We start from the raw sequence: 22181 nt of genomic DNA on the forward strand, positions 1-22181 counted from the left end.
GATCGTTTTTTGATGATGATTTTTGATGATGAAGTATTGAATTACGTACTACAATTTGGTCTTTTGTAGTTAACCAATTCGATTGTCTTAGGGGATTGTTTTTGGTATCATAGAATGTTTTTTTTAATTTTAGTTTGCAAATTTTATACTTATTTTAATGTGATAAGTTCGAGTTTATGAATCCGAATGCATTTTAGTGTTTTGATTGATAGTTAGTTGCTGTTTTTTGAATTCGGATGGGGTTATATTGGTTATTTTCTTGAAAGTGGTATTGAAAACTGTTTTGGAATTAAACCCAACTTCAAAACCAATTCCCACTAAATTGAAATGATTCATATTGGAATCAACCAAAAGTTTTTTTGCTTCTTCAATTCGATACCGATTAATGAACTGATAAAAATTTTCATTAAAACCAGTATTGATGGTATAGGAAAGTATGTGTGGTGAAGTGTTTAGTTGTGAAGCCAATTTTATTAAACTTAGTTCACAATCTAAAAATGGCTTTTCAACCTGCATTAGTATAAGTAAATCGATTTTTAGTTCTTCTAGTTTCTCATCCGTTATTAATTTTTTCTTAGTGTTGCTTTCTGATTTTGTTTCTTCGATTAGTTCAATGATTTCGTGTTTTTGAATAGGGGTAAAAGGAAATACTTCTTTTTGGCTTAACGAATGATAAGCAATAAAGTGGATTCCGAAAAAAAGCAAAACGTTTATGTATGAAAAACTTTTTGTTGATAAACCCAATAGGATATCTAAAGCCCAAAATAGAAGTAAGAAAACAATTCCTATTACAATATGTTCCAACCATTTTAGGTCGATGTTCTCTATATTAGAACTAAATAACCTAATGTTTTTTTGATGCTTATTCAGTATTCTGTATGAAAGTATACCGTAAGCAATTAATTGAATGGCAAACAATACAACAAAAAGTGTTGCTAAAAAAGGAGAGAAATAAATGAATTTATAATCAGGAAAATAAACTACATTACAAACCACGGTAATCAAAATAATTAATGAGACGATTCCGAAGCTAAAATGTAAAAAATCTCTTTTTCTCCACTTTCTGTCCGGATTTATGAAATGACATACACTTAGATAAAAGATAGGAGCCAAGACGAAGCTCGGGAAATTTAGGATTTGTGATGCAAATGTGTTTTTGATTTCTAAGTCTACAATTTTTAACGTGAAGTCCAGTGTGATTAAAAAAATGCTTAAAATAAAAAAACCAAACCATCTATTGGCTTTTATATTTACGTTATTTGGATTCCCAAAAATTAAAAAGGTCAATAAAAGTGTTGAGCCTGTGATTAATATTTCTATAAAATGATTCATATACTGAGAAAAAAAATAAAGAGTTTTCATAATAAAATTGAGAAGATATAACTTATAAATACCGATAATATTATATGTTTTGTAAAAAAAAACATCCATTTATGGCGGATGTTTTTCAATTAAAACTAGCTTATGTTTATCTTGGAGTCATCACTTTTATGCACTGCTTCTTCTTAGTTTTTTATATAGCAGATTACTATCTGTAGGCTTTAATGTATTGATTAATAAATACAATTTTGCCCTTGCCCAATTGGTAATACAGAGGCTATAACATCTTGACTAACTTTGCTGTCATACAGTTTTTCAATTGCCCAGCCAATTAAGTCAACTGCTGCCAAACAACCTGCTGCAGTACCAATGTTACCGTGAGTAACTAAATGACTGTCTTCAATTACGGTGACACCATAATTTTTTAAAGCTTCGAATGCAGTTGGATAAGTTGTTGCAGAAAGACCTTTTAAGTGTCCTAAAGCGGCAATAATTAAGGCTCCGGAACACATTGAGCAAATTATTTGTTTGTCCGGATTTAGTTTAAAACGGTCAAGATAAGTGTTGTCCTTAATTATTTTTCTTGTTCCGGGTCCACTTCCAAAAAATACAAAGTCTGCATCATTGCATTCTTCAATAAGTCCATGAGTCGTTAAGTCAAGACCACATATAGATTTATGTGATGCTTCTGTTCCAACGATTTTTACTTGAAATTGTTTGTCACGAAATTTAACCCGATTAAGCAAGTCCCATGCTAAATAGATGTCTATATCTGTGAATTCGTCGAATGCTACAATTACTGCTTTTTTCATATTGCAATTGTTTGTTTTTATAGTTGTTATATGGTTATCAATAAATTTCTATTGTGTGCGAAATGATTTTTTTCTAATCTAGAAATGATTGGTCGGTTTTATGCAATCGTTATTCTATTTTTAGTATTATGCGATTTTCTAATGTCCCTGAACTTACAAATCCAAGTCTTTCGTATATGGGTTCTCCCATTTTAGAAGCATTGAGAACACAATGATTACTATTGTTAATGATTGCTTCATCGATTAATCTTTCTGTTATGCTTTTTCCTATTCCTTTGCCTCGTCCGTCAGGAATAGTGCCAATCATATGAAAACCGGCATTGTTATCCGTGTCAAAATATACAATTCCGCAGCCATAGGCTTTTCCTTTTTCTTTGTAGATAAAATTTTTAACACGAGAGCTGTCTTTGCAAATGTTATAAATGATTTCACCATCAACTTTGTAGCCAAATGATTGTGAAGCAATTGTTGCAAATTCTAAGGCTTCAGCTTTGGTTTCTATTTGATGGATATTTGGATTTTTTGCATTTACATTCGTGTAATTTTTTAAGTCCAATGACATGTTTGTCTGTGTGAAAAGCAATTGGGTTTTGTCATGTATGGCTTGTGCTTTATTTTTATCAAGAGTGATAATACTGGGTAACAAGTCCAGGTTACTTAGGCGTATTACTTCATTATAGCTTTCTATTTTATCCTCGATAGAATAAATTCTTTTTGGCCAATCAGAACCAGAGACAGAAACCGCTTTGTAATTGGGAGAATGCGTATAAATATTGTTTTGTTGCCCGATGTAACTCCAGAATTCGAATAGGTTATTTGTTATTTTATCATTCATCTTTTTTGGTTCAATTCGTTTATTTATTCTTTACAATGCGCTCTTTTATAGTGGTTGCTAACGACTTTATAACTTTTGTTTTTTGATAGTTTTAGATATTCATTTTATTATTCTAGGCTATCGTCTTCCCAAATAACGGAACTTATTTTCCACCCAGTGCTTGTCTTGACAAACTGAAATAATTTATTACCATTACCTATAAATGAAGTTCCGTTAAGTTGTCCTTTCTTTTCAAATCTGGAAAATCGCTGAGCAATATTGCCAACTATCTTGGTTTCTTCGGAGGTTTCATATTCCATAAACTCAGTAAGTGTTCCATCTGAGAGTATTTTTTTTCTTGGCTCAATAAAGGTGTTTAGATTGTAAACCTCTTCATTGTTGGCATTCTTCTTTATTATTATAGTTTCAGGTAGGCAAATGGTATGAATAGTATTCCAGTTTGGTTTCTGTTGGTCGCTATTCGTGAAAATATTAAAAAAAGATTCGGTTAACTGGTCAATAAGTAATTTGTCTACAGAGACAGAATAGACTTGTAGTAACCGGTTTTTATTTTGGATTTCTTTGTAAAATCGCAGACCTAATTTCTCCAGAAGTTGGATAGAATTTGTATTCTCTTTTATCGTTGTTGCAAGAATATATTTGTGGCTGGAATTCTTTATAGCATCATTTAATATTGCAATTGAAGCTTCTTGAGCATATCCTTTTTTGGTGTAATTTGAAAGAAAAGCAAAACCTATATCATAATGGTCTAAATAATCACGTTTCATAAAAGTGATAATACCAATTGGTGTTTGTTGGCCTTGAATTCTTACAATCCAATAATTAGTATTTGGGTCGCTAATTATTTTTTGGATATATTCCTTTGCTTCAGTTATGCTTTTAATATTTCTATCCCCGATATACTTTATCCATTCATTGGTGTTTACTAGTTCCGAAATAAATTCAGCGTCATTTAAATCTATTTTATTTAGTAAAAGTCTGGGGGTGCTGTATGTATTTTGCATTGTTTGCGAGGTTATAGTCTGTTAGTTGTTTGTAGTACTGTCCTTCAGCTTGCCCTTAACTTCAGTTCGTCTAAAACTCTAACCAAACTAATTTTTGTTTTTCTGGAATTAAATATACCAAAAATCGCTTAATACATCGGGACAAATATATCGGGAGACGGAAATATAATTATGTTATTTTGCAATATTTTTTTAATTTTTAGTTTCTATTTCAATTATTTTTTTTCCCTTTTGTCCAAAATAATGAGTCAACAATTTCTCATATACTTTGTAGCCATCGTCTACATTTGTGAATATTACAATCCCTTTTTTAGATTTTGGGAAAAGGAAAAAAATAGTTTGAACGCCATTGTCTGCACCGCTGTGTGAAAGAGCGATTTCTCCGTTTCCTAAATCATAGATTTCAAAACCCAACCCAAAGTGTTTTCCGTTTTTAGTCTCTACTTGATTGGTCATCATGTCATCAAAAACCTTTTTAGACAACCCATCACTATTCATAACACTTACTAAAAATGTACCGTAATCCTCAATAGTTGTTAGTAGATCGTCTGCTGCATTTGCTGTGGTATTTTTGTATGTGTCATAAGCAACTCCTTTGTTATTATAACCAATTGCAAATCTGCTTTCATCGGTTTTTTTACTCCAAAAGAATTCGGTATCATGCATGTGCAAAGGCATAAATATTAATTCATTAGCTAATTGATCAAGTGTTTTATGGAATTTATGTTCTAATGCCTTTCGTAAATACTCTAATCCTTCACCTGAGTATTGATATTTAGTTCCCGGTTCAAATTGGAAATGCAGTTTTCCGTCTTTACTACTTCCTCTCCAATTCGAGAAGCCTGTTTGATGACTTAAAATAAGTCTTGTGGTCAATTTTTTGTGATTAGGATCTTTGCTAATATCTGGATCAATCCAATAATGATAAATAGGTTCATCTAAATCCCATTTTCCTAAACTTACTAGTTTTAAGGTGACTATAGCAGTTACTGGTTTTGTTAATGAAGCCACATTGAATATCGTGTTGTAAGGTGCACTGACTCCTTTTTTTAATTCACCAAACACTTTTACCTGTTGCAATTTGTTATCGTTAATGACTCCAATTCCTAAAGTAGGGATGTTGTTTTTGGTAAGCCATTTTTCGATTTCGGTATCATTATCAAAAAGCGATGATTTTGTTGTGTCGAGTAATTGAACCTGATGGTCGTAACTTAATGATTTTGTTAGTTTCCAAACACCATTTTCTAAAAGCCATAGATGAGTGAATTTTGCAGAACTGCCAAATACTTCTTTTTGTTTGTTTACCGTTTCATAAAATTGGTGAACTCCAATTTGGATTGCTCCATAAAGTTTGTCTTTTTTATAGAGTGGATAAATTTCTGTGCTTTCTGGAAGCAATTCTCTTCTGGATTGATAAGTCGTAGGGGAAATGCATAACCCATTTCGGAGATTGTGAAGAAACTGTTTTTTGTTTGAAATGCTGTCCTTATCATGATAAAATTCAAAGTTGTCGCTCAATAAGTTTTCAAATTGACTGATATCACAAGTATTGAATCCTACATTAAAAAGCAGACTGTCTTTTGAAATTATTGTTTTGAATAATTCCGAATTCTTTTCTACTTGAGAATGTCCCGCTTGCATGTAGAAAAGTAAGACCCCAATTAAAATTGCTTTTAGTTGGAAAATGCAGTGATTTGATTGATTCATTTTTGATTGATTGATTCTGCAATATTAGATCAAACATTATTTAAAGAATTGTAAAAAAGCGAAAATCTATCTTTTTTTTGAAAGAAAATACGAATCAGGATTGAACATTTTCGGAGTTATTTTCGCGAGGTCTTTAAAATCTTTTATAAAATGAGATTGATCAAAATATTTATTATTGAGTGCTATATTGGTTAGGTTATATCCCTCTGGAGCAGAGTGGGTCATTTGGTCTACCGATTTTCTGAACTTTAGAATTTTGATGTATTTTTTGATGGTAAGTCCCGTGGCACTTTTAAATTTAATTTGCAATATTCTTTGGGAGGAATTCAACTTTTCTCCAATTTCTGAAACATTAATTTCTTCATTATGGAGCTGGATCAGTTCACATATTTTTTCGATTATATTTTTATTGGGGTTTAAAGAAAATAACTCTTCAAAATAATTGTTTATACAATCTAGCAATTGCGAAATAGTATTCTCTAAACTGGGCTCAATTATATCTTTGAAGGGGAGGTCTCTTTGGTTTATTTTAATTATAGCATTGCTAAAATTACTTAAATCGTACTTTGGAAACATCGATATGGTCCAAGCATGAAATTGCACTATTGTAATTTTAGTTTTCGGTTCAATATTAATTAATACGGTATTGGTCATTTGGGAGGAAAAATAAATTCCCTGATTTAATACATACTTTTTTTTACTTGTATGTACTTCTGCCGATTTACCACTTATAATTGCCAGGTTGAAACTACCATTTGGGACTATTAATTTGTTTTCAATTGGCGTCTCTCCAGTACTATTATCTAAGCACCATATTTTATTTACAAATCGTTCACATTTTTTGCTCACATAATATTCTGAATATAATTCCATTTTTTGGATAATTAGGGGTCAATGTTTTGTAGCCTAGGGAATCAATTGCAGAATACTTTGACTGAACGAAACTATGATTAAAAAGTAATTTTACTAAAGCTCAAATATAGTAAAATTCCTGCTAGAGAATCGAGCTTTTTGTTAATCATTTTGTTCGCTAAAATTGTCAAAATGTTATAAATAGGTAATTCAAATGTTAGTGGTTGTCTTAGTTGTCAACAGGTTCCCATAATTCTATCTTATTGCCATCGGTATCCATAATATGTATAAATTTTCCATAGTCATAAGTTGCAATACTGTCAAGTATGGTCACTCCATTTTCTTTGAGTTGTTTTACAAGTTCTTCAAGGTTTTGAACTCGGTAATTAATCATAAATTCTTTTTTGGATGGAGAAAAATATTCATCTCCTTTTTTGAAAGGACACCATTGAAGAGAGTTTATTTCATCAGGTTTGTTAATGTTTCTGGATTCAAAACTCGATGAACCCCATTCGTTGATTTCAATTCCTAAATTTTTAGTATACCAATCTTTCGTATCCTGCAGATTGTCTGAGAAAAAGAAAATACCGCCAATTCCTGTCACTTTTGGAGTTGTGCTATCAGTTTTGTCATTGTGATCTTCCATGTGGTTGTTTTTTGGGTGATTGAATTATAGTTTGCAAAAACTGTTATAATCGGGTTATTAATGATATATTTATTGTTGTTTCATTTCCATCGGTCGCGACTTGTCTCCACATAGTGTTTCCAAACATACGGCCAAGGGATTACAAGAGGTACAATAATTCCCATTAAACAGTTTTGTGCTGTTTCCAAATTTTCTGAGTCCATTTGACCAGTTAACCACAATGGGAGTGCAATAGTAATTAGCCATATTGATTTCCAAATTAGTTCAAAGAAAAGTATAGGCAACATTTTTAGCGGATTATGGATCCCTAAAAATGCCAAAATCGAGACTGCACCCAGTAAGCTGCAGCCTACTCCGTGCCAGAGTGGCCAAGGAGTTGGGTGCTGAATTATTTGCGGCCATATGGTGAATCCAAGTCCTACTGATATAAGAAGATAAGTTGCTCGCAGCAGATATAAGCGGAATATTGATACTTCATTCATTTTATGGTTTTTATGATTACGTGTTTGCTCTTCATAATTAGAATATGATCTTGAATAAGTTTCCTTATTTTCTTTGTATCTCATATCTGGTGTTCCATTTTATATTTAGCTAATATACCAAAAAAATCCTTACAATATCTTTATAGTGTTCTGAGTCAATCTATTGTGAGATAGAACACATTAAAAGTCTTTGTGAGGAACGAAGCAATCACACTAGACTGAGTAAGCTAAGGAATCATCATGATGGGTATGCGATATGAGATTGCTTCCCTCGCAATGACATGCGCATTTTGGATTGATTCTGCTAAAGTCTAGCCCTGATCGCAGTAGAAAGCCTTCCGAAGGAGATTTGTATTTTTTCTGGGCAAAAAAGAGCGACCAGCGCAAGCTCCTTTTTTGTTTTAGAAAAAAACAAAGCTGCGAGTAAGCTTGTAACGTAGAGCGGGAAAATGCTCCAAAAAAAAATGACACCCTTTCGGATGTCATTTTGATATATAGATTTTTCTAAAAAATTATTGGGCAGATAGCCCTGCATTTTTTAGGTACGGCTCTGTGCGCATGTCATGACCGATGAATTCTTTGAAAGCATTATTTAAATCTACACTGTTCCCTACAGATAAAATGTATTTTTTGAAACGCTCGCAGTTTGCTCTAGTCATACCACCATTAGCTTCCATCCAATCGAATGCATTGTAGTCTAATGTTTTTGACCAAGTGTAAGCATAATATCCAGCACAGTAATCACCTCCCCAAATGTGGGCAAAATATGGTGAGTGGTAACGAGTAGGAACTTCATTTACCAATAATCCGTATTTCTCTAAAGCTTCTTTTTCGAATACCAAGGTTGGTTTAAAATCAGATTCTTTTTCAACACTGTGCCAAGCCATATCTAGTGTTGCAGCAGCTAGAATTTCGGTTACATCATATCCTTTATTGAAGGTTTCGGCTTTCTTGATTTTTTCGATTAACTCTTGTGGTATTGGTTGTTTGGTTTGGTAATGAATAGCATAATTCTTTAAGATTACTGGATCTAATGCCGCATGCTCATTGATTTGAGATGGGAACTCTACATAATCTCTCGGTACTGAGGTTCCTGATAACGACACATATTCCTGGTTAGCGAACAATCCGTGTAATGTATGACCAAATTCATGAAACATGGTAATTACATCATCAAAACTGATTAAAGAAGGGTTTCCAGCTACTGGTTTAGAAAAATTGTAAACGTTTACGATTACTGGTTTTTGTTTTAGGTAATGCGATTGGCTTACCAAATTATTCATCCAAGCTCCTCCGTTTTTATTATCACGAGTGTAAAAATCTAAATAGTAGATAGCGATTGAAGTGCCTTTGTCGTCAAAAACTTCATAAACTTTTACGTCAGAGTTATATACAGGCAAATCTTTTCGCTCTTTGAAGCTGATACCATACATTTGTTTGGCCGCATAGAACACTCCTTTTTCTAACACGCTATTTAATTCAAAATACGGTTTAGTTTGACTTTCATCTAAGTCGTATTTTGCTTTACGTACTTGCTCAGCATAAAAATTCCAATCCCAAGGTTCAAGTTTAAATCCACCATTTTGAGCATCAATTAAATCTTGAATTTCTTTGGCTTCTACTTTAGCTTTGGCTACAGCTGGAGCGGCAATTTTGGCTAACAATTCCATGGCAGCTGCTGGTGTTTGTGCCATTTGATCTTGCAATTTCCACTCTGCAAAACTTTTCTTGCCCATCAAATTAGCTTTTTGCAAACGCAATTTTGCTGTTTTTTCTAAAATTTCTCGGGTATCACCTTCGTCATTTTTTTCAGCTCTAAACCAAGAAGATTTATAGATTTTTTCTCTTGTAGCTCTGTTTTTTAAGCTTGGTAACAAAGGTTGTTGGGTAGTATTCAACAATCCTATTAGGTATTTATTTTCGTAACCCGCTTCTTTAGCTTTTAGTTTTGCAGCTTCAATTTCGGCAGCGCTCAAACCGTCTAAGTCGGCAGCATTATCAAATAAAACCGCACCATTTTTTCTGGCTAATAATAGTTTATTGTTAAAAAGAGTATTTAGACTGGCTAACTCTTCATTGATTTGCTTCATTTTAACTTTATCTGCTTCCGATAAATTAGCACCTGCTAATTCAAATTGTTGCAAATAGAATTGTGTCAGCTTTTTGTCTTCTCCTTTTAATTTATTCAAATCGATTGCTTTGAATCGATTGTACAGCTTGCTGTTTAAATAAATTTTGTCATTGTGTCCAGAAAATATCGGAGCATATTCTGCTTCTATAGCTTGTAGGGTTGGATTAGTGTTTGAACCTGTTAGGTTATAAAAAATACCAGTCGCTCTTTTTAAATCTTCTCCGGAAATTTCTAATGCCAAAACAGTATTCTGAAAGGTAGGTTTTGCAGGATTATTGGCAATTGCATCAATTTCCTGATTTTGAATTTTTAAACCATACTCAAAAGCCGGTTTAAAGTTTTCGTCTTTTATTAAACTAAAATTTGGTACTTGATACTGTAAAGTACTTTTTTGCAATAACGGATTTGTCATTTTTACAGAACTGTTTTGTGCATGTATTGTTTCTGGTTGCAAAGCAGCAACTAAAATCAATGAACCTGCAATGAATATTTTTGAGAAAACTTGCATAATTAATTAATGTTTAATTTTTGGGGCTAAAAATAGTCAAAAAAAGAGATGGTGTAACGAAATATCAATTAAATCCTAGATTATTGTTCTTTTTGGAAGTATTTCGTATCAGGTTTAAAAACATAATAATTCTTTTAAAATATATTTTATATTTGTTTACCATTTAAATAAATAGCTATTTATGAGTTCTATATACAACAAAGCCGATAACGATGCAATATTAAACCGAATCAATGCTCTTACACCTGAAAGCAAGGCGCTATGGGGAAAAATGGCAGTTGACCAAATGTGTAAACATTGTACAAGTACTATTCTTGTGGCATTTGATAAACAAGAAGTGAAATCAAATTTCCTGATGCGGTTTTTGGGAAAATTGTTAAAAGATAAAGTTTTTAATGGGGGAGACTTAAAGAAAAATAGTCCAACAGCTAAAGAGTTTGTATTCAAGGACCATTATAATCTTGAAAGTGCCAAACAGGAATTGATAGATAATTTTAGTCAGTTTGCTCAAGGGCACCAAGTGATAAAAGTAATGGATCATCCGTTTTGGGGAAAAATGACTTACGAAGATTGGGACAAACTGATGTGGAAACACATTAATCATCACTTGACGCAATTTGGAGTTTAAATAATGTTGGCCAATGGCAATCATAAGACATAAGTATTTTTTTCTGTCCTATTCCGAAGAGCATGAGCAAGCGGAATGGGCTGCATATTATTTGACTGGAGGCAGCAAGCAACAACATAGTTTATCAAGACCATATTTTTCGCAAGATCCTTTGGTAGATACTGATTCTGCACATTGGAAAAACTACAAAGACTCGGGATTTGACAAAGGCCATTTGGTTCCTGCTGCCGATATGAAATTTTCTGAGGAGGCTTATAATGAAACTTTTTATACCTCGAATGTAGCCCCACAGAATAGAGCTTTTAATGCTGGTGTTTGGAATAGATTGGAACAGAAAATTCGCTATTGGGCTGATAAATACACAGCTCTTTTTATAGTTACCGGGAGTATTTTACATGATAATCTGGTTACTATTGGCGAGGAAGAAGTGTCGGTTCCTGATTATTTTTTTAAAATTGTGGTTCGGGTACAAAACAACGGTTTGGTTATGATTCCTTTTTTGGTACCCAATAAAAAATCCGATTTGCCTCTTTATACTTTTGCAACCACCATCGATGAAATAGAACGAATTACCCAAATTGATTTCAATCAGAAGTTGTCTGAAAAAATAGACGAAAAAATAGAAAAAGAGTTGAATTACAAAGAATGGAGTTTTTACTAACTTATCCCTATTTAGAAATCTACTATAGATTCTGTGTTTAATTTGTACCTTTGTCGTTCTTAAAAAAACAAAATGAGAATTGATATTATTACCGTATTGCCAGATTTACTAAAAAGTCCCTTTGAAGCTTCGATCATGAAACGCGCCATAGACAAAGGACTTGTAGAAGTTCATTTTCATAATTTAAGAGATTATACAACAAACAAACAAAAGAGTGTAGATGATTATCCTTTTGGTGGAGGTGCCGGAATGGTAATGACGGTACAGCCAATTGATGCTTGTATCACTCATTTGAAAAGTGAGAGAAGCTACGACGAAATCATATATATGTCACCGGACGGGGAAACTCTAAATCAAAAAATGGCCAACACTATGTCTATGTATGAAAACATCATCATACTTTGTGGTCATTATAAAGGAGTAGATCAACGTGTTCGCGATCATTTTATTACTAAAGAAATCTCTATTGGAGATTATGTTTTATCTGGTGGTGAATTAGGAGCGCTGGTATTATCAGATGCATTAATTCGATTGATTCCTGGTGTTTTGAGCGATGAAACGTCGGCCTTGACGGATAGTTTTCAAGACGGATTGTTGTCAGGACCTATCTATACACGTCCTGCAGATTATAAGGGATGGAAAGTTCCTGATGTTTTATTGAGCGGCCATTTTGCCAAAATAGACAAATGGAGAGAAGATACAGCTTACGAACATACAAAGAACAGAAGACCAGATTTGTTGGAAGAGTCATAAAAGTTTACAGCTTTCTGAAAACTAAAAATGAATGATTTTAATCTAAAGCGTATTTATAATATTAGGAATTATATTGAGATGCATTATAACGAAATCATCTCAATAGATTCTCTCGAAACTATTTCCTGTTACTCGTACAGAAATTTGCAGCGTATTTTTTATTCTTTATTTAATGAAACAATTGGCGCTTATCAAACGCGATTGAAAATAGAGAATGGATATAAAAAGCTTTTGTATTCCAATAAACAAGTTTCAGATATTGCCCTTGAAGTGGGATTTGCCGATGTGCAATCTTTCTCGAAAACTTTCAAAAAACATTTCAATTGCTCCCCCTCATTGGCTCGAAATCAAAAAGAGCTTTTATTGAATGATGTTCATCCTCAGCAAGTCATTGCTTGTGTTTTAAAACCCGAAATAGTTTTTATTCCAGAAATAACAGTTTATTATTCGAGTTGCAAAACTTCTTATGTCAATTTAGAAATAGAAAGCCTTTGGGATACTATATTAAAGAATGAATTCTCAGAGACCAACGCAGAATTCTTTGGCGTTATAGCCGATGATATTTTGATTACTGAAAAATCCAAATGCACATACGACGCTTGTATTGCGACTGATACCATCATTAAAAATCTCCCAACGAAAAAGATTTTTGGAGGTAAGTATGCTCGGTTTTTTCATCAAGGAGCCTATGACACTTTAGAAGAAACCTATCAACAAATTTACGGAGGGTGGTTTTTGGATAATGATTTTCAGTTCTCACATTCACCTGTAATTGAACAGTATCTAAAAAACGATGCAAATTGTGACAAGGAATCCGATTATCTTACGGCTATTTTTATTCCGCTTATTTAATTTGTCCATTTTGGACAACAGCTTGATTACTATTTAGAAATACATTTGCCCCGTCAAGCTACTAGTACTAAATGACACTAAACGTTTTAATTTACAAACAAACTCAAAAACATAAGATGAACAAATTATTTATAATCCCATTATTATTTCCTTTATTCACTTCTTGTCAGGAAGATGCTGTAACAGCAACGCCATCAGTACCAGATGAATCAATAAAAACCGAAATTATGTACACTATGCCCGAAGAATCAGCTCCGCACGAAGGAACATGGTTGCAATGGCCTCATCAATATCAATACGGTATTGAGTATAGAAGTGATTTGGATGATACTTGGGTTGCTATGACCAAATCATTAACAGGAAGCGAAAAAGTACATATTATTGCCTACGATGCTACTGAAAAAAGCAGAATCACTGCCTTATTAGAAACCGCTGGAGTTTCTTTGTCTAATATTGATTTTAAAATTTATAAAACAGATGATGTTTGGGTAAGAGATAATGGTCCTATTTATGTAAGAGATAAAAACAATCAATTGGTAATACAAGATTGGGGTTTTAATGGTTGGGGCAAAAAAGCCGCTTTCGGGAATTGCAATACCATACCTACGCAAATTGCAACGGATCAAAAAACAACAGTTGTCGATTTAAATTCTGTAATGATTAATGAAGGAGGAGCTGTAGAAATAGATGGAAACGGAACCTTATTGGCCACCAAGAGTGCTATTCTAAATTCGAATCGTAATCCTGGAATGACCCAATTGCAAGCCGAAGCAAATTTCAAAAAGTATTTAGGGACAACGCATTTTATTTGGTTGGAAGGTAAAGCAGGAAGAGAAATTACAGACATGCATATTGATGGTTTTGCACGTTTTGGCAATACAAATACAATTGTAACAATGAATGAAGACGATTTGTTGTATTGGGAAGTACCACAAAATGACATTAATACTTTATATAATTCAAAAGACAAAAACGGCAAAAGTTATACTTTCCTAAAACTGCCATTATCTAAGAATGATGTTGTAACAACTTATGGTAAAAAATTAGGATACAAAGGTTCTTATGTAAACTATTATATCGGAAACACAGTTGTTTTAGTTCCTAATTATAATGATCCTAATGATGCTGTTGCTAATCAATTGATACAAAGTTTGTATCCTACTAGAAAAGTGATAGGTATTGATGTTCGTAATTTATATGCCAATGGAGGTATGATTCATTGTGTAACTCAACAGCAGCCAAAATAGAGTTTTTTGTTTCAGGTTTCAAGTTTCAAGTTGTTCTGCTTTTTGGGTATAACCTGAAACTTGAAACCTGAAACAAAAAAAAAACAACCTAACCATCATTTTATCAGTAGCTTAAAATAATTTATAATTTATAATTCATAATTTACAATTATTTTTTACATTTGCAGCCGAATTTAGATTAACCTCTGGCGAAGTACGCGAATGTTGATTTGATAAAAACCATAATAAAAAAACATCATGGCAGATTTATTGAAATTCGTTCAAGACGAATTCGTAACAAGAAAAGATTTCCCTGAATTTGGAGCTGGAGACACAATCACAGTTTACTACGAAATTAAAGAGGGTGAAAAAACAAGAACACAGTTTTTTAAAGGTGTTGTAATTCAAAGAAGAGGTTCTGCTAACACAGAAACTTTTACAATCCGTAAAATGTCAGGAGCTATTGGAGTAGAGCGTATCTTCCCAGTAAACTTGCCAGCTTTGCAAAAAATTGAAATCAACAAAAAAGGTGCAGTTCGTAGAGCTAGAATTTTCTACTTCAGAGAACTTACTGGTAAAAAAGCTAAGATTAAAGATAAAAGAAGATAGTTTACTATTTCTTGAAGATAAAAGTCCCAACATTGTTGGGACTTTTTTTTTGATACTTTTTTACCCCTAAAATCTCTAATTTGAAAAATAAGTGGCGCTAAAAATATCAAATTCAAAATAAGAGATCAGAAACCTCTAAAGATGTTATTTTATGCCTAAAAACCAACACCAATTACGGCTGATTTTTATATATTTGTGAGCCTTATTTCAATCGATAAAATTATATTTAAGGTCCTAATAAATAGTGATTTAGATTAAAAATAAAAAAATGACACAAAAAGCAAAAATTTTTTACACACTTACAGATGAGGCACCTTTATTGGCTACTTATTCTTTTTTACCTATTGTTCAAGCATTTACTTCTACTTCGGATATTGAAATTGAAACAAGAGATATATCGCTTGCAGGACGAATATTATCTAATTTTCCTGAATTTTTGAAAGATGATCAAAAAACAGGAGATGCTTTATCAGAATTAGGGAAATTAGCGACTACCCCAGAAGCTAACATTATAAAATTACCAAATATTTCTGCTTCTGTGCCACAATTGAAAGCAGCTATTGCTGAATTGCAAGCACATGGTTATGCTTTACCAAACTTTCCGGAAGATCCGCAAAATGATGAAGAGAAAAATATAAAAGCTAAATATTCTAAAGTTTTAGGATCTGCAGTTAACCCTGTTTTACGTGAAGGAAACTCAGATCGTAGAGCACCAAAAGCCGTTAAGAATTATGCTAAGGCTAATCCACACTCTATGGGAGCCTGGTCATCAGATTCAAAAACTTACGTAGCTTCTATGGAAAGCGGTGACTTTTACGGAAGTGAAAAATCAACCACAGTTTCAGATGCTACCGATGTAAAAATTGAATTCGTTGGAAAAGATGGAGTAAGTACAGTATTAAAAGCAAGTACGCCATTAAAAGCGGGTGAAATCATTGATAGTTCAGTTCTGAATGTAAACGCTTTAAAATCTTTCGTTGCCAAAACAATCAAAGAGGCCAAAGAACAAAATATTTTGCTTTCTGTTCACTTGAAAGCAACCATGATGAAGGTTTCTGACCCTATTATTTTTGGTGCTATTGTAGAAGTATATTTTGCTGCAGTATTCGAAAAATACGCTGCGTTATTTGCTGAGTTAAATATTGATACTCGCAATGGTTTAGGTGATGTTTATGCAAAAATTGCAGGACATCCTATGCAAGCCGAAGTTGAGGCTGCCATAAATCAAGCTATAGAGAATGGACCGGCTTTGGCCATGGTAAATTCTGATAAAGGAATAACAAATCTTCATGTTCCTTCGGATGTGATTGTAGATGCGTCTATGCCTGCAATGATTCGTACTTCTGGACAGATGTACAACAAAGACGGAAAACAACAAGATACTGTAGCTATCATTCCAGACAGATGTTATGCTGGAGTTTATACAGCTACGATTGATTTTTGTAAAAAACACGGTGCTTTTGTTCCTACTACAATGGGAAGCGTTCCAAACGTAGGTTTGATGGCGCAAAAAGCAGAGGAATATGGATCACATGACAAGACTTTCCAAATGCAAGGAGATGGAGTAGTACGTGTTGTTGATGCAAACGGAACTGTTTTGATGGAACAGTCTGTTGAGAAAAATGATATTTTCAGAATGTGTCAAGCAAAAGATGCTCCAATTCAAGACTGGGTAAAACTAGCTGTAAACAGAGCACGTTTGTCTAATACACCAGCTGTTTTCTGGTTAGACGAAAACAGAGCACACGATAGAGAATTGATCGTTAAAGTAAAAAAATATTTAAAAGATTACGATACTACCGGTTTAGATATTCAAATCTTGAATCCTATTGAAGCAACAAACTTTACATTAGAAAGAATCATCAAAGGATTAGATACTATTTCGGTAACAGGAAATGTATTGCGTGATTATTTAACGGATTTATTCCCAATTTTAGAAGTGGGAACATCAGCAAAAATGTTATCTATTGTTCCGTTAATGAATGGTGGAGGTTTGTTTGAAACTGGTGCAGGAGGATCAGCTCCAAAACACGTTGAGCAATTTATAGAAGAAGGATATTTACGTTGGGATTCTCTTGGAGAGTTTTTAGCTTTAGGTGCTTCATTAGAGCATTTAGGTCAAACATTAAACAATTCAAAAGCAATTGTTTTGGCAGAGACATTAGATGTAGCTACAGAGAAATTCTTGGCAAATGATAAATCTCCATCTCGTAAAGTGGGTGAAATTGACAACCGTGGATCTCATTTTTATCTAGCAATGTATTGGGCAGAAGCATTGGCAGCTCAAAATAAAGATGCAGATTTAAAAGCTATTTTTACGCCTATCTCAACTGAGTTTATTGCGAATGAAGCTAAAATTAACGCTGAGTTAATAGGTGCTCAAGGAAAACCACAAACGATTGGGGGGTACTACCAACCTAATCCAGCATTAACCAATACGGCAATGCGACCAAGTGAAGCTTTTAATGCTATTTTGTCTAAGATTAATATCTCAGCAAAAATTTCTTAAACAAATCGCTTTATATATAACAAAAGACAACTGGAAACGGTTGTCTTTTTTTATGCTTTAGACTTAATTGCAGATTATCTTGATGAATGAACTAATCAAGCTATTAAGTAAAGGCATTTGCAAGAATTGTTCTTATTAGACTATTTTCCTTTATTATCGTTTTTTGTGTTTAGGGAATTACGGTTAATAAAGGCTCTGCTTAATTGAGCCATACTAATTTGTGCGTGCTTTTATTCGACAGGGATGTCACTCCATTTTTCAGCTAGTTTGTTGAGGTTGGCTCGCATTAAATCATCAGGTGTCATTGCAATTCGGATTTCGCAATGGGCTTCAAAATTTAAAAACCAAGGTTCACAAATGGCAGGTATAGCTGAAGCATCAGGAATTTCAACAACCATAACAGCACCTCGATTTCCATCTTGTTCAGAAAAATAAATACTTTCAGGTTTTATATCATCAATTACTCTACCAAGGATATCACCGGCAGTACCATTTCTAACCATTGAGTTGAAAGGCTCAATAGGCAGGATAACATTAAATAACATTTTCATTGCAATAAAATTTAAGGTTAATAATAAAGTTAAAGGTACAAAATATACGTGTTATTATTATATGTAACTACTTGATAATTACTGGTTAATGTGTTTTTTGGTTCTGAAATAACTAAAGTCTATATTGAGTAATTTAGGTTTGTAATTTTATAAAAAAGTTGTAAGTTTAATTTTATATTCATTAAAAATCTGAAACATAATAGAATTGCTAAATTTTCTAATTTATTTTGTAAATTTGCTCTTCAATAAAAAAATAAACGTAATGGAAAACGGAATATACGCTAAATTTAACACCGCTAAAGGAGCGATTTTAGTAAAACTAACACATGATTTAACACCTGGAACTGTAGGGAACTTTGTAGCTCTTGCAGAAGGTAATATGGAAAATAAAATTAAGCCTCAAGGAGTTAAATTCTATGACGGATTAACTTTTCATAGAGTAATTCCAGATTTCATGATTCAAGGAGGTTGTCCTCTTGGTACAGGTACTGGTGACCCAGGTTACAAATTTGATGATGAGTTTCATCCAGCTTTGAGACATGATGGTCCAGGAGTTTTGTCTATGGCAAATGCAGGTCCAGGTAGTAATGGTTCTCAATTTTTTATCACTCACGTTGCAACACCATGGCTTGATGACAAGCATACTGTTTTTGGAAACGTAGTAGAAGGTCAAGATGTTGTAGATGCTGTAGCTCAAGGTGATGCTTTAGAATCTGTAGAAATTATCAGAGTAGGTGAAGAGGCTCAAAAATGGAATGCAATTGAAGCTTTCGTTGGATTAAAAGGAGCTCGTCTAAAACGCGCTGCTGCTTTGAAAGCAGAATCAGAAGCAAAAATGGAAAAATTAGCTGCTGGTTTTGAAAAAACAGAAAGTGGTTTACGTTACCAATTCATTCAAAGAGGTGAAGGTAAAAAAGCTGAAAACGGAAAAACGGTTGCTGTTCACTATGAAGGTTCATTAGAGAATGGAAAAGTTTTTGATTCTTCTTACCCAAGAAAAAAACCAATTGAATTTAGATTAGGACAAGGTCAGGTAATTGAAGGTTGGGACGAAGGTATTGCTTTATTACAAGTTGGAGATAAAGCTCGTTTCGTTATACCATCAGATTTAGGTTACGGACCAGCTGGAGCAGGTGGAGTTATTCCTCCAAACGCTATTTTGATTTTTGACGTAGAATTAATGGACGTAAAGTAATTAAGTCTTCATTGATTATATAAATAAAAATCCCAAACTCTAGAGTTTGGGATTTTTGTTATAATTTATTTTTTTAGTTTTATCATAGTATATGTGCCAGCCCTAATAATTCCATCTTTGGGCATTGGTGTGCCTTCTTTAACAGCAACAGGTCCTGTATACCAAATTTTTGCTATGATTGCGTCTCTACCATCTACAGTTGTTTTTCTAATATCGATTTCTCCTATGTTGTGGGGTGTGGTATCTCTAAAACCAAGCCTTAATCGCTTTTCATCAGCTCTACAGTCGTCACAACCCAATGTGGTTCCGGTTAAAACTCTTTCTCCTCTTATATGGTTTGAATTGCTAGTTGGAGTTAATTGACTTAATGTATTCACCTTTTCAACTCCGTTTTCGATCAATTGGTATTCTCCAGCAATCAAATCTTCGTAGAATTGACCATTTCTGGAAGTCATAATGTTTTTTTGTAATTTTATTTTAAATGAGGTAGTGCCATTGGTATATAAATAAGTACCATCATAACCGTTTAACACATTCTTGGTGTCTTTGTAATAAGCACCTTTTACACCAATAAAGTCTTTTTTCGGCGTTGTTATATCAAGCACTGGACTTTGTGCCATACAGCTGTTTATAAGAATAAAAAATACTGCAAAATTAATATAGTATTCAATTTTTCTCTTCAAGGACATAATCGTTTTACTTTTACAAGACATTGCAAATAGTACTACACATCCTAAAAATATTATTTCTTTCATGGTTTTATAAGCTCGCTTTTTTATAAAAAATCCCCAAATCATTATAACTTGGGGATTTTTGTTGCTTGATTTATTTTTTTAGTTTTATCATAGTATATGTGCCAGCTCTAATAATTCCTTCTTTGGGCTTTGGAGAGCCTTCTTTAACAGCGATAGGCCCTGTATACCAAATTTTTACTATGATTGCGTCTCTACCATCTACGATTGTTTTTCTAATATCGATTTCTCCAACGTTCTGGGGTGTGATATCTGAAAAACTAAGCCTTAATCTTTTTTCATCAGCTCTACAGTCTTTACAACCCAATGTGGTTCCGGTTAAAACTCTTTCTCCACTTATATTGTTATTGTTACTTGTTGGAGTTAATTGACTTAATGTATTCACCTTTTCAACTCCGTTTTCGATCAATTGGTATTCTCCAGCAATCAAGTCTTCATAATAAAAACCATTCAAGGAAGTCATGATGTTTTTTTGTAATTTTATTTTAAATGATGTAGTGCCATTGGTGTATAAATAAGTACCATCATAACCGTTTAACACATTCTTGGTGTCTTTGTAATAAGCACCTTTTACACCAATAAAGTCTTTTTTCGGCGTTGTTATATCAAGCACTGGACTTTGTGCCATACAGCTGTTTAAAAGAATAAAAAATACTGCAAAATTAATATAGTTTTTCATAATTATTTGTTGTTTATGTACATGGTACAGGGGTTGCTTTATTTGTTGCTTTATTAATCTCTAGTTTATCCCATTTGGTAAGGGCGTCATCTGCTTTGTAAATGGTTATCCCGAAAGAGCCAAATTGCTGTAGAAAACTCTCTTCTAGCGCTCCGTTACTTTCGTCATATTGAACTGCTTGCTGATCATGAATCTTTTTAATTTTTTCATCGTCTGTCGAACTATTATATTTAGGATTATCCCAAACTGCATTTACTTTGCTGCTTAATGCAGCAATGTCATCCACCCTAATAGCATAACTATTTACTTGCCCTGCATTATTTTTAGCAATCAGCATTACAAAAACATCCTCTTTTCTACTAGGGCTTGCCTCATTATAAGCATCTTTTAGAAGTTTTACATCTCCAAAAGAAAACATGGCGTAACCATCTGATGGATGAGAATGTGCACCGCCAATATAAGTAGAACCAATTGATATTGGAACTGCAAATTGGTTAGGCGATACTATCTGTATGTATTCATATTTAAAAGTCTCATCGGGATTCATAGTTTTTTTTACTTCTACTCCATATTCCTTATCATTCACAGCAGCCATTACTTTTGCTTTTAACCAATCTATACTTGGTTTCATATTACCAGCTTTTGTAGCATCTGTTAAGCCTTTCATTTTATTACAAGGATCTACTGGTTTTGGAGTGGGAGCTGAACCACCGCCACCATTGCCACCAACAGGTGAAGTATATCCTCCTGGAGTTGTTCCTCCGGTTACCGGATTACGAGGCATATAGACCACTGGCGTTCCAGTACCGGGAGTGGTGATAACAACTGGTCTTAGCGGTATAGGATTTCCGCCACCGCCATCAGTATTGCAATCCCCATCTTGACAAGGAAGAATAGGTGGTGCTTTACCAGTAACTTTGGTTTGTGCAATTCCATTTTCTACTACCTGATTATCCACAAATTTAGCAGCTTTTACAAATCCCGTCTTTAAATCCCAAGTACTCATATATCCGTTAAAATTTCCTCCATCGATAGATTGGCTATTGGATGAAGCATCCTTGTCCGGATATATTTCAAACAAAAGAGCTTTATAATTACGTTCTCCTAATTTGTAAATATACAATTCCTGCGACCAGATTTCATCTGCATTTTTCTTTGATTCAATAACTGGTACAATAATCGTCTGTGTTCCGTCTACTGATTTTGTAATACTCGCTTCACTCCAGTCGTATTCTATATCTTGAAATAAATCATAATTGCTACCATTAGATTCATATTCCTTAAACCATCTTTTGGCTGATGAAATTGTTTTTTCCTGATATCCTTGCTCATCCATTTCTAACTTTTCGGCTTCGCAATTTACCATCAGTATAGCAATACTAAAAACAAAAATAGCCTTAATTGCATTTTTAATTCTCATTCTTATACTTATTTCACCTTTTCATTTCGCATTTTGCTGGGCAGAATTG

21 protein-coding genes are annotated in these 22181 nt (G+C 33.4%); 8 read left to right on the plus strand and 13 right to left on the minus strand.

Features of this window, described 5'->3' with window-relative positions:
- Positions 1-174: 174 nt before the first annotated feature.
- From OZP08_RS09830 to OZP08_RS09870, 9 genes are all read right to left on the minus strand, one after another.
- Positions 175-1332, minus strand: a complete 1158-nt coding sequence (locus OZP08_RS09830) for an AraC family transcriptional regulator (RefSeq protein ID WP_268845918.1) — start codon at positions 1330-1332, stop codon at positions 175-177.
- 221 nt (positions 1333-1553) lie between these two features.
- Positions 1554-2132 (minus strand): DJ-1/PfpI family protein, encoded by a 579-nt coding sequence (locus OZP08_RS09835; protein ID WP_268845919.1) that lies wholly within the window; start codon positions 2130-2132, stop codon positions 1554-1556.
- A gap of 109 nt (positions 2133-2241) precedes the next feature.
- On the minus strand, positions 2242-2967 hold the full coding sequence (locus OZP08_RS09840; RefSeq protein WP_281323592.1) for a GNAT family N-acetyltransferase: 726 nt from the start codon (positions 2965-2967) through the stop codon (positions 2242-2244).
- Between the two features lie 107 nt (positions 2968-3074).
- On the minus strand, positions 3075-3971 hold the full coding sequence (locus tag OZP08_RS09845; RefSeq protein ID WP_281323593.1) for a GNAT family N-acetyltransferase: 897 nt from the start codon (positions 3969-3971) through the stop codon (positions 3075-3077).
- A gap of 192 nt (positions 3972-4163) precedes the next feature.
- Entirely contained in the window at positions 4164-5678 is a 1515-nt protein-coding gene (locus tag OZP08_RS09850) for a serine hydrolase domain-containing protein (protein ID WP_281321743.1), read from the minus strand.
- A gap of 66 nt (positions 5679-5744) precedes the next feature.
- Positions 5745-6551: a helix-turn-helix domain-containing protein gene (locus tag OZP08_RS09855; RefSeq protein ID WP_281321744.1), complete on the minus strand. Its 807-nt coding sequence runs from the start codon at positions 6549-6551 to the stop codon at positions 5745-5747.
- Positions 6552-6759: 208 nt separating this feature from the next.
- The gene (locus OZP08_RS09860) at positions 6760-7176 is read right to left on the minus strand and encodes a VOC family protein (RefSeq protein WP_268845926.1); all 417 of its coding nucleotides are present in this window, start codon (positions 7174-7176) and stop codon (positions 6760-6762) included.
- Between the two features lie 80 nt (positions 7177-7256).
- A complete protein-coding gene (locus tag OZP08_RS09865) occupies positions 7257-7742 on the minus strand; it encodes a hypothetical protein (protein WP_268845927.1) in 486 nt (161 codons plus the stop codon).
- Between the two features lie 428 nt (positions 7743-8170).
- Positions 8171-10297: a M3 family metallopeptidase gene (locus tag OZP08_RS09870; RefSeq protein ID WP_281321745.1), complete on the minus strand. Its 2127-nt coding sequence runs from the start codon at positions 10295-10297 to the stop codon at positions 8171-8173.
- Between the two features lie 181 nt (positions 10298-10478).
- Here OZP08_RS09870 and OZP08_RS09875 point away from each other — a divergent pair, with 181 nt between their 5' ends.
- From OZP08_RS09875 to OZP08_RS09905, 7 genes are all read left to right on the plus strand, one after another.
- Complete coding sequence (locus OZP08_RS09875) at positions 10479-10925, plus strand: DUF1569 domain-containing protein (protein WP_281321746.1); 447 nt, start codon at positions 10479-10481, stop codon at positions 10923-10925.
- A gap of 13 nt (positions 10926-10938) precedes the next feature.
- Positions 10939-11586, plus strand: coding sequence for a DNA/RNA non-specific endonuclease (locus OZP08_RS09880; RefSeq protein WP_268845932.1), 648 nt, complete (start codon positions 10939-10941; stop codon positions 11584-11586).
- Positions 11587-11658: 72 nt separating this feature from the next.
- Positions 11659-12339 carry a tRNA (guanosine(37)-N1)-methyltransferase TrmD gene (gene trmD / locus OZP08_RS09885; RefSeq protein WP_281321747.1) on the plus strand — a complete coding sequence of 227 codons (681 nt, stop codon included), beginning with the start codon at positions 11659-11661 and terminating at the stop codon, positions 12337-12339.
- Between the two features lie 27 nt (positions 12340-12366).
- Positions 12367-13191 carry an AraC family transcriptional regulator gene (locus tag OZP08_RS09890; protein WP_268845933.1) on the plus strand — a complete coding sequence of 275 codons (825 nt, stop codon included), beginning with the start codon at positions 12367-12369 and terminating at the stop codon, positions 13189-13191.
- 116 nt (positions 13192-13307) lie between these two features.
- Positions 13308-14438, plus strand: a complete 1131-nt coding sequence (locus OZP08_RS09895; RefSeq protein WP_268845934.1) for an agmatine deiminase family protein — start codon at positions 13308-13310, stop codon at positions 14436-14438.
- 237 nt (positions 14439-14675) lie between these two features.
- Positions 14676-15026 carry a 50S ribosomal protein L19 gene (gene rplS / locus OZP08_RS09900; protein ID WP_268845935.1) on the plus strand — a complete coding sequence of 117 codons (351 nt, stop codon included), beginning with the start codon at positions 14676-14678 and terminating at the stop codon, positions 15024-15026.
- Positions 15027-15294: 268 nt separating this feature from the next.
- Positions 15295-17535, plus strand: a complete 2241-nt coding sequence (locus OZP08_RS09905) for an NADP-dependent isocitrate dehydrogenase (protein ID WP_268845936.1) — start codon at positions 15295-15297, stop codon at positions 17533-17535.
- 230 nt (positions 17536-17765) lie between these two features.
- On the opposite strand, the gene OZP08_RS09910 is transcribed toward OZP08_RS09905, so the two are convergent.
- On the minus strand, positions 17766-18086 hold the full coding sequence (locus tag OZP08_RS09910; RefSeq protein WP_281321748.1) for a panthothenate synthetase: 321 nt from the start codon (positions 18084-18086) through the stop codon (positions 17766-17768).
- A gap of 262 nt (positions 18087-18348) precedes the next feature.
- On the opposite strand from OZP08_RS09910, the gene OZP08_RS09915 reads away from it, so the two are divergent.
- Positions 18349-19281 (plus strand): peptidylprolyl isomerase, encoded by a 933-nt coding sequence (locus tag OZP08_RS09915; RefSeq protein ID WP_268845938.1) that lies wholly within the window; start codon positions 18349-18351, stop codon positions 19279-19281.
- A 65-nt stretch (positions 19282-19346) separates the two neighbouring features.
- On the opposite strand, the gene OZP08_RS09920 is transcribed toward OZP08_RS09915, so the two are convergent.
- From OZP08_RS09920 to OZP08_RS09930, 3 genes are all read right to left on the minus strand, one after another.
- On the minus strand, positions 19347-20036 hold the full coding sequence (locus OZP08_RS09920; RefSeq protein WP_268845939.1) for a DUF6705 family protein: 690 nt from the start codon (positions 20034-20036) through the stop codon (positions 19347-19349).
- A gap of 70 nt (positions 20037-20106) precedes the next feature.
- Positions 20107-20712, minus strand: a complete 606-nt coding sequence (locus OZP08_RS09925; RefSeq protein ID WP_268845940.1) for a DUF6705 family protein — start codon at positions 20710-20712, stop codon at positions 20107-20109.
- Between the two features lie 13 nt (positions 20713-20725).
- On the minus strand, positions 20726-22132 hold the full coding sequence (locus OZP08_RS09930) for a hypothetical protein (RefSeq protein ID WP_268845941.1): 1407 nt from the start codon (positions 22130-22132) through the stop codon (positions 20726-20728).
- Positions 22133-22181: the final 49 nt, after the last annotated feature.

Origin of the sequence: Flavobacterium aestivum (assembly GCF_026870175.2) — a bacterium.
Lineage (GTDB): Bacteria > Bacteroidota > Bacteroidia > Flavobacteriales > Flavobacteriaceae > Flavobacterium > Flavobacterium aestivum.